This is a genomic window from Paraburkholderia sp. BGA-UO-ETr-F12, from assembly GCF_059567945.1.
Genome location: NZ_JCAQOZ010000038.1, coordinates 131900 through 146115, shown reverse-complemented (window position 1 = coordinate 146115; position 14216 = coordinate 131900). Strand labels below are relative to the sequence as shown.

Here is a 14216-nt window from a genome sequence, read left to right as displayed (position 1 = left end):
AGGACTCGGGTGAGGACCCGGCTGAAGATCCCGACGGAGACTCAGATGAAGACCCAGATGAAGACGCAGACGGGCTCACGGGTGACAAGGGCTACCTCCGATCGATGCCGGCGCGGTCCAGCAACAGCCTGCCGCTAGCCGATTTGTTCGAGTTCCTCGTGAGTCTCGAGCCATTCGGCTTCGAGCGCTTCGAGGCGCGCGTTCACATCTGCCTGACGGCGGATCGCTTCCGTCAGTTTGTTCTTCTGCTCGGGCTCGTAACTGGCCGGATCGACGACGAACGCATCGAGCGTCGCCTTTTCCGCGTTGAGCGCGTCCATTTCCTTTTCGATCTTCGTAATGCGGCTTTGCAGCGGCTTTTTCAGGTGCGCGAGCTTCTGGCGCGTTTCCGCTTCGAGGCGGCGTTGCTCCTTGCGATTGACGCCGCTGTCAGCACCTTCCGCGTTGTTCGACGCCGTGCCCGCTTTCAGCGCCGCGCGTTGTTCCGCGGCGTGCTGGAGCAGCCAGTCGCGGTAGTCGTCGAGGTCGCCGTCGAATTCCTGCAGGCGGTGTTTGGCGACCAGCATGAACACGTCGGTGGTGGCGCGCAGTAGATGCCGGTCGTGCGACACCAGAATCAGCGTGCCCTCGAATTGCGCGAGCGCCATGGTCAGCGCGTGACGCGTTTCGAGATCCAGGTGGTTGGTCGGCTCGTCGAGCAACAGCAGATTCGGCTTCTGCCAGATGATCAGTGCGAGCGCGAGGCGGGCCTTTTCGCCGCCCGAGAAGGGCGCGATTTTCGCGGTCGCCATCTCACCGGAAAAGTTGAAACTGCCGAGGAAGTCGCGCAATTCCTGTTCGCGCGTATCCGGCGCGAGGCGTGCCAGATGCTGCAACGGCGTGTCGTCCGGACGCAGGGTTTCGAGCTGGTGCTGCGCGAAGTAGCCGATACGCAATCCCTTGCCTTCGCGCACATGGCCGCCGAGCGCTTCGAGTGTGCCGGCGAGCGTTTTGATCAGCGTGGATTTGCCCTGGCCGTTCGCGCCCAGCAGGCCGATGCGCTGGCCGTTCTGGATTGACAGCATCACATGGTCGACGATCGGGATTTCACCGTCTTCACCCCGATAGCCGCAGCGCACGTCCTCCATCACCATCATCGGATTCGGCGCGGAATCGGGCGTGCGGAATTCGAACGTGAAAGGCGAGGACGCGTGCGCCGGCGCGATTAGCTCCATTTTCTCGAGCGCTTTCACACGGCTCTGCGCCTGACGTGCCTTGGTGGCCTGTGCCTTGAAACGGTTGATGTAGCTCTGCAAATGCTCGACCGTGCGCTGCTGCTTCTCATACGCGCTTTGCTGCAACGCGATTTGTTGCGCGCGCAGAATCTCGAATTGCGAATAGTTGCCGCCGTAGCGCTTGATCTGTTGATGCTCCAGATGCAGCGTCACATTGCAGACCGAATCGAGAAATTCGCGGTCGTGCGAGATGACGATCAGCGTGCCCGGATAGCGGTGCAGCCAGTCCTCGAGCCAGACGATCGCGTCGAGATCCAGGTGGTTGGTCGGTTCGTCGAGCAGCAGCAGGTCGGAGCGGCACATCAGCGCCTGCGCCAGATTCAGCCGCATGCGCCAGCCGCCCGAGAAACTGCTGACCGGCTCGCGCGTCTGTTCGAGCGTAAAGCCGAGCCCGAGCAGCAGGGCCTCGGCGCGCGCGGGCGCGGTGTAGCCGTCGGCGTCGGCGAACGCAGCGTGTGCTTCGCCTTCGGCTGCGCCGTCATGCGCGGCCGAGGCTTCGGCGATGCGCGCTTCAATGGTGCGCAAAGCGGCGTCGCCGTCGAGCGTGTAGGCGAGGGCGGTCTTGTCCGCGGCGGGCGTTTCCTGCGCGACGTGGGCGATCTGCCAGGTCGGCGGGATCGAAAAGTCGCCGCCGTCCGCATGCAGTTCGCCGAGCAGCACGGCAAACAGCGTCGACTTGCCCGCGCCATTCGCTCCCACCAGACCGGCCTTCTCGCCAGGGTTGAGGATGAACGTGGTGTTTTCAAACAGCGGCTTGGTGCCGCGCGCGAGGCTGAACTGGTTAAAGCGGATCACGAAGAGGCCGACTGAAGAAAACCGCTATTTTAGACTGCCGGGGCTGACACCGGGCGCCCGGCCGGGATCGGCCATTCGGCCGACTGTACCGGCGCGGCTTTTGGCATAGACTGACGGCTTTCACGGGGAGAGCACATGACATCGATTTATTCGTTTTCGGCACGCACGCTGGGCGGCGAGGAAGTGAGTCTCGAGCGCTATCAAGGCAAGGTCTTGCTGATCGTCAATACGGCAAGTGAATGTGGCTTCACGCCTCAGTACGCGGGTCTGCAAAAGCTCTATGACACCTACGCGGCGCGCGGCCTCGCGGTGCTGGGTTTTCCGTGCAACCAGTTCGGCAAGCAGGAACCGGGTGACGCTGCGCAGATCGGCAGTTTCTGCGAAAAGAATTACGGCGTGACCTTCCCGATGTTCGAGAAGATCGACGTGAACGGCGCCAATGCGCATCCGCTGTTTCGCTATCTGACGGGCGAGGCGCCGGGTCTGCTGGGGCTCGAAGCGATCAAATGGAATTTCACCAAGTTCCTGATCGGCCGCGACGGCAATGTGGTGAAGCGCTATGCGCCGCTGACCAAGCCTGAGGCGATTGTCGAGGACATCGAAAAGCTGCTGTAACGTGTGCCGAAGCAGGGCACTTCGGCGCGGTTGAACGCGGATCAAGCTGGCGCTGAAGAACCGGGTGCGAGCCGGCGCCAGTGCCGACCCCGCTGGCGCGGCAGCAGGGAGGCTACAGAATCGGCGAGAACAACCGCGCCACGTGCATCAGCACGCGCCGCAGCGCGCTCGCATTGCGGTACTCGTTGCGGTCGATTTCGAGCGACTCCGCGAAGTCCTTGAGCAGCATCGCTTCGACTTCTTTGGCGAAGCCGCGGTCCACGGTCAGCACCATGATTTCGAAGTTCAGCCGGAACGAGCGGTTGTCGAGATTGGCGCTGCCGATTGCCGCCGCCACGCTGTCGATCAGCACGACCTTCTGATGCAGGAAGCCCGGCTGGTAGCGGAAGATGCGGATGCCCGCGCGCAGCGAATCGTAGGCATACAGTTTCGAAGCGGCGAACACCACGCGGTGATCGCGCCGGCACGGAATCAGAATGCGCACGTCCACGCCGCGTAGCACGGCCAGTCGCAGCGCGGCGAATACGGCTTCGTCGGGCACGAGATAGGGGGTGGTGATCCAGATCCGCTCGCGCGCCGCATTGATCGCCTCGACGAAAAACAGCGAACAGGTCTCCTGCTTGTCGGCCGGGCCGCTCGGCATGACGAGGCAGTGCATGCCCTCGTCGGCGGGCTGGGAGGCCGGCATGGCGAAATCGGGTAGCTGTTGGGTCGCCCAGTGCCAGTCTTCGGTGAACACGAACTGGATGCTGGCGACGGCCGGGCCGCGCACTTCGATATGCGTATCGCGCCATGGCGACAATGGCGGCTTGTTGCCGAGATATTCGACGCCCACGTTATGTCCGCCGACAAACGCGCGCTCGCCGTCCACCGAGACGATCTTGCGGTGATTGCGGAAGTTTAGTTGCAGGCGATTGACGAAGCGGCGATTGGTGGCGAACGGGTGCGTCTCTACGCCGGCCGCGCGCAGCGCCGCCACGTAGCGGTGGGGCAGGTCGAAACTGCCGATGCTGTCGTACAGGAAGTAGACACGCACGCCTTGCTGGGCCTTTGCGATCAGTGCGTCTTTGAGCATTTCGCCGAGCGCGTCGTCGCGCACGATGAAGAACTGCACGATCACGTAATGGCGAGCCCCTTCGATCGCTTCGAAGATGGCCTCGAAGGTTGCCGCGCCGTTCACGAGCGTGCGTACGGAATTGCCCGGCAGGAACGGCATGCCCCCCAGGCGTGTCAGCGAATGCACGAGCCGCGCGCCAAGTTCCTGGGTGGGCAACCCTGCGGAGGAAGCCTGCGTATCCCAGACCTGAGGATGCGCGCGCGTGCGCAGCAATTCGTTTTCGACGCGGCGGGCGTCCGCGTAACCCTGAAACTTGCTGCGGCCGAGAAACAGATACGGCACCAGTGTCAGATACGGCATGGCAACCAGCGACACCGCCCACGCGATCGCGCCTTGCGACGTACGGGTGTACAGAATCGCGTGGCACGCCGCGACCAGTCCGAGGATATGGGCGAGGGCGACTAGCGGGCCGATATGAAGCAGGTCGAATTGCATAGGCGGTTGAAGGGTTGGCGAAGCGCCGCCGCGGCTGCTCGATGGCGCCGCGCACAGCAGACCGGGCCCATCTTACCGAACGCGGGTGTGTTGGGGGAGTGACTGACGTGCAACCCACAGGTCACCCATAAGCAAAACGCGCGGCAGGCACCGATTGCCTGCCGCGCGTTTCGAGGGTGCTGCAATAAAACGTCAGACGGGCAGATCCGCGGCCTGAATCAGGAATACGTTATCGTCGCCGGCACTTGTCGATAGCCACACCAGATCGAGGCCGCCGAAGGCTGCTTCGACGTTTGCGCGCTCGTTGCCGATCTCGACCGCCAGCACGCCGTCTTCGGTCAGCCAGTTACGTGCTTCGGCGATGATCCGGCGCACGATATCCATGCCGTCCGGCCCGCCTGCCAAAGCCATGTCCGGCTCGTGCTTGTACTCGGCGGGCAGTTCCTGCATGGAAGCGGCGTTCACATACGGCGGATTGCTGATGATCACGTCGTAGCGGCGCTCGGCGAGCGGCGCGTACAGGTCGCCTTCGAACAGGGCGATGCGATCGTCGAGATGGTAGTCCGCGACGTTGCGTGTGGCGACTTCGAGAGCCGGGGCGGAGAGGTCGACCGCGTCGATATCCGCGTTCGGGAACGCGTGCGCCGCGAGAATCGCCAGGCAGCCGGAGCCGGTGCACAGTTCCAGCACCGCGCCCACCTGCTCGGGATCTTCCACATACGGTTGCAGCCCGTCCTGCAGCAATTCGCCGATGAACGAGCGCGGCACGATCACGCGTTCGTCCACGTAGAAGCGAAAGCCGTGCATCCACGCTTCCTGCGTGATGTAGGCCGCCGGCACGCGCTGGCCGGCGCGGCGCTCGATCACATTCAGCACGGCGTCGATTTCGGCCGCGGAAAGACGTGCGTCGAGAAACGGTTCAAGCAGGTCGAGCGGCAGATGCAGCGTATGCAGGATCAGATAAGCGGCTTCGTCGTAGGCGTTGGCCGAGCCGTGGCCGAACGACAACTCGGCCTGGTTGAAGCGCGACACCGCGAAACGCAGCAGGTCGCGAACGGTGGAAAAGGGGAGCGTCATCGCGGAAATTCCTTGGTCAGGCGATCAGTTGTTCGAGCACGCGGCGATACACGTTCTTCAGCGGCTCGATGTGTGCGACTTCGATATGTTCGTCGATCTTGTGGATGCTGGCGTTCAGCGGGCCGAATTCGATTACCTGCTCGCAGATGCGGGCAATGAAGCGGCCATCCGAGGTGCCGCCGGTGGTCGACAGTTCCGTCGTGACGCCGGTTTCGTCCTTGATCGCTTTGGCCAGCGCGTTTGACAGATCGCCGCGCGGCGTGAGGAACGGCAGGCCGCTCACGGTCCATTTCAGGTCGTATACGAGACCGTGCCTGTCGAGGATTGCATGGACGCGAGCCTGCAGGCCTTCCACCGTGCTGGCCGTGGAGAAGCGGAAATTGAACATTACGTCCGCGTGGCCGGGAATCACGTTGGTCGCGCCGGTGCCGCTATGAATGTTCGAAACCTGCCAGGTGGTGGGCGGGAAATATTCGTTGCCGTCGTCCCAGCGCTCGGCCACCAGTTCGGCCAATGCGGGCGCGAGCAGGTGCACCGGGTTTTTCGCCAGATGCGGGTAGGCGATATGTCCTTGCACGCCCTTGACGATCAGCGTGCCTGACATCGAACCGCGCCGGCCGTTCTTCACCATGTCGCCGAACTGCGCGCTCGAGGTCGGTTCGCCGACGATGCAGTAGTCCATGCGCTCGCCGCGCGCCTGCAGCGCTTCGACAACCTTGACGGTGCCGTCGGTCGCGGGACCTTCTTCGTCGCTGGTAATCAGGAATGCGATCGAGCCGCGATGCGCGGGGTGCGCCGCGACGAACTCCTCGCTCGCCACCACGAAGCCGGCAATCGACGTCTTCATGTCCGCCGCGCCGCGGCCGTAGAGCTTGCCGTCGCGATGGGTCGGCTCGAACGGCGCCGAGTGCCATTGTTCGAGCGGGCCGGTCGGCACAACGTCCGTGTGGCCGGCGAAGGCGAGCAGCTTGCCGCGCGTGCCGTCGACGCCGCGTTTGACGGCCCACAGGTTGGTCACGCCATTCGATTCGATCGTCTCGTGCTCGAAGCCGAGCGCGGACAGGCGTTCGATCAGCAGACGCTGGCAGTGCTGGTCATCAGGCGTCACAGAGGCGCGTGCGATCAGTTGTTCGGTAAGGGCGAGGGTGCCGGACATGGATTCAGTGCTAGCCACGTTGAAATGAAAAAATGCCGGCTGGCGGTTGGACACCGCAGCCGGCAACAGCTTTTAAGCGACGCGGCGAGGCCGCGTTTTACTGCTGGTTGTTGCTTGTTGCTACTCGTTGCGTTTTCGATCTTCGCAAATCAGGCAAACAGCGCCGCGTATTCGTCCGCGGAAAAACCGAGCGACTTGACCCGGCCGTTGACCACCAGCACCGGCCGCTTGATCACCGACGGCTTGTGGATCATCAACGCGATCGCGCCCGGTTGCGTGTCCGCCGCCGCCTTCATGTCGTCGGACAGGCCGCGCCACGTCGTGCCGCGACGGTTCAGCAGCGCGTCGAGCTTCACGTCCTTGAGCCAGTCCTGCACCAGCGGCTCGGTCACACCGTGTTTCTTGAAGTCGTGAAATTCGAACTCGACGTTATGCTCTTCGAGCCACACACGGGCTTTCTTCACGGTGTCGCAGTTCGGGATGCCGTAGACGACGGTTTTGGTGCCGCGTGCCATCAATCGCCTCGCAGCAGCTCGTTCAGGCCGACCTTCGCACGTGTCTTGGCGTCGACCTTCTTGACGATCACCGCGCAGTACAGGCTGTGCGAGCCGTCCTTCGACGGCAGGTTGCCCGCCACCACCACGGAGCCCGCCGGAATGCGGCCGTACGTCACTTCGCCGGTTTCGCGGTCGTAGATCTTGGTGCTTTGGCCGAGGTACACGCCCATCGAGATCACCGAATTTTCTTCGACGATCACGCCTTCCACCACTTCCGAACGCGCGCCGATGAAGCAGTTGTCCTCGATGATGACCGGGTTCGCCTGCAGCGGCTCCAGCACGCCGCCGATGCCCACGCCGCCCGACAGGTGGACGTTCTTGCCGATCTGCGCGCACGAGCCGACGGTGGCCCACGTGTCGACCATCGTGCCTTCGTCCACGTAGGCGCCAATGTTGGTGTACGACGGCATCAGCACGACGTTCTTCGCGATGAACGAACCGCGGCGCGCGATGGCGGGCGGCACCACGCGGAAGCCGCCGGCGGCGAAATCTTCAGCGGTGTAGTTGGCGAACTTCGACGGCACCTTGTCGTAGAACTGGGAGTAGCCGCCAGCCGGCATCGGCGCGTTGTCTTCCAGACGGAACGACAGCAGCACGGCTTTCTTCAGCCATTGATTGACGACCCAGTCGCCGTCCTTCTTTTCGGCCACGCGCAGCGCGCCCTTGTCCAGTTGCTCGATGGCGTGGGCGACGGCTTCGCGCACGTCGGCCGGGGCGGCCTTCGGCGACAGTTCGGCGCGGTTTTCCCAGGCGGTATCAATGATCTGCTGAAGTTGTTGCGACATATGCGTGCTTTTCTGAAGAGTTGAAGTCTGAAGAAGGGAGTGCGGTGCGCGGGGTTGCCGAATATGAAAAACCCAGTGAAAAATTCAGCCCGCGAGCGCGCGGCAAAAATCGACGATCCGTTGTGCGCCTTGCGTGCATTCGTCGACATCGGCGACGAGCGCGAGGCGCACGAAATTGCGGCCGGGGTTCACCCCGTGCGCGGTGCGCGCGAGGAATGAGCCCGGCAGAACCGTCACATTATAGTCGGCGTAGAGGCGCTGGGCGAACCCGGTGTCCGACAGGCCCGTGCGCGAGACGTCCGCCCACAGGTAGAACGCGGCGTCCGGCAGACGTACGTCGAGCACCTCGGCGAGCATCGGCGTCACGGTGGAAAACTTCTGCAGGTACTTCGCGCGGTTCTCGCGCACGTGCGTTTCGTCATTCCAGGCCGCGATGCTGGCATTCTGGAACACGGTCGACAAGGCCGCGCCGTGGTATGTCCGGTATAGCAGGAAGTCTTTCAGGAGCGCCGCGTCGCCCGCCACGAAGCCCGAGCGCATGCCCGGTACGTTCGAGCGCTTGGACAGGCTCGAGAGCATCACGAGGCGCTCGAAGCCGCGGCCGAGCTGGTGGGCCGCCTGTAGGCCGCCGAGCGGCGGATTGGCTTCGTCGAAGTAGATTTCCGAGTAGCACTCGTCGGACGCGATCACGAAGCCGTAGCGGTCCGACAGCGCGAACAGTTCGCGCCAGTCGTCGAGCGTGAGCACGGCACCCGTGGGATTGCCCGGCGAGCACACGTACAGCAGCTGCGTGCGCGCCCAGATGTCGGCCGGCACCGCCGCATAGTCGCAGGCAAAGTTGCGCGCCGGGTCGCTATTCACGAAGTACGGCTGCGCGCCGGCGAGAATCGCCGCGCCTTCATAGATTTGGTAGAACGGGTTCGGACAGAGTACGATCGCAGGCTCACCGTCGGCACCGCGACTCGGGTCGATGACCGTTTGTGCGAGCGCAAACAGCGCCTCGCGCGAACCAGACACCGGCAGCACCTGGGTGGCCGGATCGACCGGCGGCAGGTTGTAGCGCTGCGTCACCCATTTGGCGATCGACTCGCGCAGGGCCGGCGAACCGATGGTAGCCGGATACGCCGACAAACCGCCGAGCGAGGCAATCACCGCGTCGCGAATCAGCGCGGGCGTGGGATGTTTCGGTTCGCCGATGCCAAAGCTGATGTGCGCGAGGCCGGCCGGCGGCGTGACTTCACTGAAAAGCGCGCGCAGCTTTTCGAACGGGTAGGGCTGAAGGGAGTCGAGTAGCGGGTTCACTGGGCGGATCGAGCCTGATCGAGGATGGTCGCAGACGGATGCTGGGAGAGGCTGGCAACGCGCGCTGACCGCAAATTGCGTGAGTGACGCGAAAAAGGGCGGCAGCGGCGGCGAGTGGAGGATTATAGCGTGGCGCGCCGCCCTTCGCGGGCTGCAGCGCGCCGCGGCGCAGGCAGGTCGCGCAACCGGTGTACAGGATGTTGAAAAGCGGCAGAACCCGCCAGGCAGCGCAGGCATGCGACGCAGCGGGAACGACGCGAACCGCGGACGGTTCGCGAAACAAGAAAGCAGGAGCAGCAATGGTCGTAGCAGCAATGGGGACACTCAGACGAAGCGGGCGCAACGCCGCCGCCTTCGGCAGACTCCGCAAAACCGGCAAAATGGCCCGGTACGGCTTACGCAGCAAGCCCTACAGCCCCAACAGCCATGAGGGGCTCGCACCATGAGCAACTGGCTCCGTAATGGCTGGCCCACGCTCGCGATCATGCTCGGCGCCTCGGTGTGGGGGATGATCTGGTACCCGCTGCGCATGCTCAATGCGCTCGGCGTAACCGGCACGGCGGCGAGCGCGCTCACAAGCGGCGCCGGTTGCCTGTTCGTTCTGCTGGTCCGCTATCGCGCGCTCAGGACCGTGCGTTGGCACTGGCTGCTACCGGCTCTCGCACTGGCAGCGGGCGTGACCAATCTCGGCTTCGTGTGGGGCTCGATCCACGGCGAGGTCATGCGCGTCCTGCTGCTGTTCTATCTCACCCCTGCCTGGACCGCGCTCTTTGCCCACTTCATCCTGCATGAACGCCTGACCTGGGCGGGCGCCGGCCTCGCCGCGCTGTCGCTGGCCGGGGCGATGACCATGCTGTGGTCGCCGCAACTGGGCATTCCGGTGCCCGGCAATCTCGCCGAATGGGCAGGTTTGGCCGGCGGTATGGGCTTCGCGATGAGCAACGTGCTGATTCTCAAGACGAGCCGCGTGCTGCCCGAGATGAAGCCGGAAATGCGCACCGCGACGATCTTCGGCGGCGCGGCGCTTTTCAGCGCCTGCGCGTCGCTGTTCGAGGCGATGCCCGCGCCACCCACCGGCGCACATCTGGGCACGGCCGCGCTGTTAGTGCTCGGCCTCGGTTTCCTGCTCGCGTCGAACAATATGCTCGTCCAATACGGACTTTCCCGGGTGCCGGCCAACCGGGCCTCGATCATCATGCTGTTCGAGATCGTGGTGACGGCCTTGTCGGCGTGGCTGTTCGCCGGCGAGACGCCGGGTCCGCGCGAATGGGCCGGTGGCGTGTGCATCGTGCTGGCGTCGGCGCTCTCGAGTTGGGTGCACCGGAGCAAGGCATTGCCGCCCGATCCGGCCAATCAGGACGCGGGTCTCGACAGCAACGGCAGCGCAGACCGTAAGGACGGTAAGAACCGCTCCCGCGCGATGGTATGATTGCCCCTCATTAGCCGGCGCACGCTTCACCGCGTGCGTCTGGTGCCCGTATCGCGGAGTTTCGCGAGCCGTTTCGCAGCATCGGCGAACGGCTGACGCAGCCTTCACGAGCCACCTTTTATTTTCCCTTTTCAAACAGCGAAATCGCCGTGCGTCTGACCTCGATCAAACTCGCTGGCTTCAAGTCATTCGTCGATCCCACGCATTTCCAGGTTCCGGGCCAGCTAGTCGGCGTGGTCGGGCCGAATGGGTGCGGCAAGTCCAATATCATCGACGCCGTGCGCTGGGTGCTCGGCGAATCGCGCGCTTCCGAGCTGCGCGGCGAGTCGATGCAGGACGTGATCTTCAATGGCTCGACCGCGCGCAAGCCCGGCAGCCGCGCCAGCGTCGAACTCGTGTTCGACAACGCCGACGGCCGTGCCGCCGGGCAGTGGGGCCAGTATGCCGAAATCGCCGTGAAGCGCGTGCTCACGCGCGACGGCACTTCGAGCTACTACATCAACAACTTGCCGGCGCGCCGCCGCGACATTCAGGACATCTTCCTCGGTACGGGTCTCGGGCCGCGTGCCTACGCGATCATCGGGCAGGGCATGATCGCTCGCCTGATCGAGGCGAAGCCGGAAGAGCTGCGCGTGTTCCTCGAAGAAGCCGCGGGCGTCTCGAAGTACAAGGAACGCCGCCGCGAAACCGAGAACCGCCTGCACGACACGCGCGAGAATCTGACGCGGGTCGAAGACATCGTCCGCGAACTGGGGGCGAACCTCGAGAAGCTGGAAGCGCAGGCGATTGTCGCGACCAAATACAAGGACTTGCAGGCCGACGGCGAAGAGAAGCAGCGTCTGCTGTGGCTGTTGCGCAAGAACGAAGCGGGCAGTGAGCAGGAACGCCAGCAACGCGCGATCGAACAGGCGCAGATCGACCTCGAGGCGCAAACCGCGAAGCTGCGCGAAGTCGAAGCGCAACTCGAAACGCTGCGTGTCGCGCATTACTCCGCCAGCGACGCGATGCAGGGCGCGCAAGGGGCGTTGTACGAGGCGAATGCCGAAGTCAGCCGCCTCGAAGCCGAGATCAAGTTCATCGTCGAATCGCGTAACCGCGTGCAGGCGCAAATCGCGGCGTTGACCGCGCAGCGTGAGCAATGGCAGTCGCAAGCCCAGAAGGCCCAGGACGATCTCGAAGACGCTGAAGAACAACTGGCTGTCGCCGAAGAAAAGGCCGCGCTGGCCGAAGACGAGGCCGCCGCCAAGCACGATGCGATGCCGGCGCTCGAAGCGCGCTGGCGCGACGCGCAGACCGAACTGAACGCCGAGCGCGGCGGTATCGCGCAGACGGAACAGGCGCTGAAGCTCGAAGCCGCGCATCAGCGCAATGCGGATCAGCAATTGCAGCAGTTGCAGCAGCGTCACGAGCGGCTGAAGTCGGAAGCGGGCGGCCTCGACGCGCCCGACGAAGCGCAGCTCGAAGATCTGCGTATGCAACTCGCCGAGCACGAAGAAATCCTGCATGACGCGCAGACCCGCCTCGCCGACGCGCAGGAAACGCTGCCGCGCCTCGACGGCGAACGGCGCGCCGCCCAGGAGCGCGTGCAGTCGGAAAGCGCCCAGATTCATCAGCTCGACGCACGCCTTGCCGCGCTCAAGCAACTGCAGGAAAACGTCCAGACCGAAGGCAAGATCCAGCCGTGGCTTGAAAAGCACGAGCTGAGCGGCCTGCCGCGTCTGTGGAAGAAGCTGCACGTCGAGGCGGGCTGGGAAGCCGCGCTTGAAGCCGTGCTGCGCGAGCGGCTCGCCGCGCTGGAAGTGTCGAACCTCGATTGGGTCAAGGCGTTCGCCACCGACGCGCCGCCGGCCAAGCTCGCGTTCTACGCGCCGCCCGCAGCCGGTCAGCCGGTTGCTACGCCGCCGGGTTTGCGGCCGCTGCTGTCGCTGGTTCGTATCGACGATGCAGGCATTCGCGCGGTGCTGAACGACTGGCTCGGCCTCGCTTTCGTCGCCGACGATCTGCAACAGGCGCTCGCCATGCGCGCGCAATTGCCGGAAGGCGGTTCGTTCGTCGTGAAGGCCGGCCACGTGGTGACGCGGGTCGGCGTCCAGTTATATGCCGCCGATTCCGAGCAGGCCGGCATGCTGGCCCGTCAGCAGGAAATCGAAAACCTGGCGCGCCAGGTCCGCGCGCAAGCCTTGCTCGCCGATGAGGCGAAGGCTGCCGCGATCCGCGCTGAAGCTGCGCACACGCAAGCCGCGCAGGCGCTGAGCGACGTGCGTCAGCAGTCGGAGCGCGCGACGCAGCGCGTGCATGCGTTGCAGATGGACGTGCTCAAGCTCGCGCAAGCGCATGAGCGCTACACGCAACGCAGCACGCAAATTCGCGAAGAACTCGAAGAAATCACCGCGCAGATCGAAGAGCAGCGTGCGCTGCGTGGCGAATCGGAAGCGAACTTCGAGCGTCACGACGCCGAACTCGCCGAATTGCAGGCACGTTTCGAAGACCATCAACTGGCTTTCGAAGCACTCGACGAAACGCTGACCGCCGCGCGTGCCCAGGCGCGCGACCTCGATCGGGCCGCTACCGACGCGCGTTTCGCCGCGCGCAACATGGCGAACCGCATCGACGAATTGAAACGCAGCATCCAGGTCTCGCACGAGCAGAGCGAACGCGTCGCCGCGTCGCTGGAAGATGCGCGCGCCGAGCTGGAAACGATCAACGAGCAAACCGCGCATACCGGCTTGCAGGACGCGCTCGACATCCGCGCGGTCAAGGAAGAGGCGCTGCATGCCGCGCGTCTCGAACTGGACGATCTGACGGCCAAGCTGCGTGCCGCCGACGAAACGCGGCTCACCGCCGAGCGCGCGCTGCAACCGCTGCGCGACCGCATCAACGAATTGCAGTTGAAGGAACAGGCCGCGCGCCTGAACGGCGAGCAGTTCATCGAGCAACTGGCCGCGGCCGGCGTCGACGAAGCCGAGTTGCAGGCCAAGCTCACGCCGGACATGAAGCCGTCCTACCTGCAAGGCGAAGTCACGCGCATCAACAACGCGATCACGGCGCTTGGGCCGGTCAACATGGCCGCGCTTGATGAGCTGAAGGCCGCGACCGAGCGCAAGACGTTCCTCGATTCGCAGTCGGCCGACCTGAACAACGCAATCGAAACGCTTGAAGACGCGATCCGCAAGATCGACGGCGAAACGCGCACGCTGCTGCAAGGCACCTTCGACGAAGTGAACCGTCATTTCGGCGAACTGTTCCCGCGTCTCTTTGGCGGTGGCCAGGCGAGGCTGATCATGACTGGCGACGAGATTCTCGACGCCGGCGTGCAGGTAATGGCGCAACCGCCGGGCAAGAAGAATTCGACGATTCACCTGCTGTCGGGCGGCGAAAAGGCCTTGACCGCCACCGCGCTGGTGTTCGCGATGTTCCAGTTGAATCCCGCGCCGTTCTGTCTGCTCGACGAAGTGGACGCGCCGCTCGACGACGCCAACACGGAACGTTTCGCGAACCTCGTGCGCGCGATGTCGGACAAGACGCAGTTCCTGTTCATTTCGCACAACAAGATCGCGATGGAAATGGCGCAGCAACTGATCGGCGTGACCATGCAGGAGCAGGGTGTATCGCGCATCGTTGCGGTCGACATGGAAACGGCGGCTGGTTTCGCCCAGAATATCGTTTGAGTTTTC

General features: G+C 64.2%; 10 protein-coding genes. 3 read left to right on the top strand and 7 right to left on the bottom strand.

Features of this window, described 5'->3' with window-relative positions; all coding sequences use genetic code 11:
- Positions 1 to 134 precede the first annotated feature (134 nt).
- Complete coding sequence (locus tag AC57B6_RS17520) at positions 135 to 2069, bottom strand: ATP-binding cassette domain-containing protein (RefSeq protein WP_496421787.1); 1935 nt, start codon at positions 2067 to 2069, stop codon at positions 135 to 137.
- A gap of 135 nt (positions 2070 to 2204) precedes the next feature.
- Here AC57B6_RS17520 and AC57B6_RS17515 point away from each other — a divergent pair, with 135 nt between their 5' ends.
- Entirely contained in the window at positions 2205 to 2684 is a 480-nt protein-coding gene (locus AC57B6_RS17515; protein ID WP_028199387.1) for a glutathione peroxidase, read from the top strand.
- A 112-nt stretch (positions 2685 to 2796) separates the two neighbouring features.
- On the opposite strand, the gene cls is transcribed toward AC57B6_RS17515, so the two are convergent.
- From cls to dapC, 6 genes are all read right to left on the bottom strand, one after another.
- Complete coding sequence (gene cls, locus AC57B6_RS17510) at positions 2797 to 4236, bottom strand: cardiolipin synthase (protein WP_028199386.1); 1440 nt, start codon at positions 4234 to 4236, stop codon at positions 2797 to 2799.
- Between the two features lie 192 nt (positions 4237 to 4428).
- A complete protein-coding gene (prmB, locus tag AC57B6_RS17505) occupies positions 4429 to 5313 on the bottom strand; it encodes a 50S ribosomal protein L3 N(5)-glutamine methyltransferase (protein WP_216749743.1) in 885 nt (294 codons plus the stop codon).
- Positions 5314 to 5329: 16 nt separating this feature from the next.
- Complete coding sequence (gene dapE / locus AC57B6_RS17500) at positions 5330 to 6469, bottom strand: succinyl-diaminopimelate desuccinylase (RefSeq protein ID WP_281664836.1); 1140 nt, start codon at positions 6467 to 6469, stop codon at positions 5330 to 5332.
- Positions 6470 to 6618: 149 nt separating this feature from the next.
- Positions 6619 to 6984 (bottom strand): ArsC family reductase, encoded by a 366-nt coding sequence (locus AC57B6_RS17495; RefSeq protein ID WP_028199383.1) that lies wholly within the window; start codon positions 6982 to 6984, stop codon positions 6619 to 6621.
- Positions 6984 to 7811: a 2,3,4,5-tetrahydropyridine-2,6-dicarboxylate N-succinyltransferase gene (dapD, locus tag AC57B6_RS17490; protein WP_027213332.1), complete on the bottom strand. Its 828-nt coding sequence runs from the start codon at positions 7809 to 7811 to the stop codon at positions 6984 to 6986. The genes AC57B6_RS17495 and dapD overlap by 1 nt, the downstream gene beginning before the upstream one ends.
- An 84-nt stretch (positions 7812 to 7895) precedes the next feature.
- Positions 7896 to 9113 carry a succinyldiaminopimelate transaminase gene (gene dapC / locus AC57B6_RS17485; protein ID WP_216749745.1) on the bottom strand — a complete coding sequence of 406 codons (1218 nt, stop codon included), beginning with the start codon at positions 9111 to 9113 and terminating at the stop codon, positions 7896 to 7898.
- A gap of 442 nt (positions 9114 to 9555) precedes the next feature.
- On the opposite strand from dapC, the gene AC57B6_RS17480 reads away from it, so the two are divergent.
- Together AC57B6_RS17480 and smc are read left to right on the top strand one after the other, a co-directional pair.
- Positions 9556 to 10542, top strand: coding sequence for a DMT family transporter (locus AC57B6_RS17480; RefSeq protein WP_106351747.1), 987 nt, complete (start codon positions 9556 to 9558; stop codon positions 10540 to 10542).
- Between the two features lie 149 nt (positions 10543 to 10691).
- Entirely contained in the window at positions 10692 to 14210 is a 3519-nt protein-coding gene (gene smc / locus AC57B6_RS17475; protein WP_046568855.1) for a chromosome segregation protein SMC, read from the top strand.
- Positions 14211 to 14216: the final 6 nt, after the last annotated feature.

What these genes read in the sequence shown, in the direction of transcription:
- AC57B6_RS17495 (WP_028199383.1), bottom strand. Translation starts at nt 6,984, where the DNA reads ATGGCACGCGGCACCAAAACCGTCGTCTACGGCATCCCGAACTGCGAC.
- AC57B6_RS17480 (WP_106351747.1), top strand. Translation starts at nt 9,556, where the DNA reads ATGAGCAACTGGCTCCGTAATGGCTGGCCCACGCTCGCGATCATGCTC.
- prmB (WP_216749743.1), bottom strand. Translation starts at nt 5,313, where the DNA reads ATGACGCTCCCCTTTTCCACCGTTCGCGACCTGCTGCGTTTCGCGGTG.
- cls (WP_028199386.1), bottom strand. Translation starts at nt 4,236, where the DNA reads ATGCAATTCGACCTGCTTCATATCGGCCCGCTAGTCGCCCTCGCCCAT.
- dapE (WP_281664836.1), bottom strand. Translation starts at nt 6,469, where the DNA reads ATGTCCGGCACCCTCGCCCTTACCGAACAACTGATCGCACGCGCCTCT.
- AC57B6_RS17515 (WP_028199387.1), top strand. Translation starts at nt 2,205, where the DNA reads ATGACATCGATTTATTCGTTTTCGGCACGCACGCTGGGCGGCGAGGAA.
- dapD (WP_027213332.1), bottom strand. Translation starts at nt 7,811, where the DNA reads ATGTCGCAACAACTTCAGCAGATCATTGATACCGCCTGGGAAAACCGC.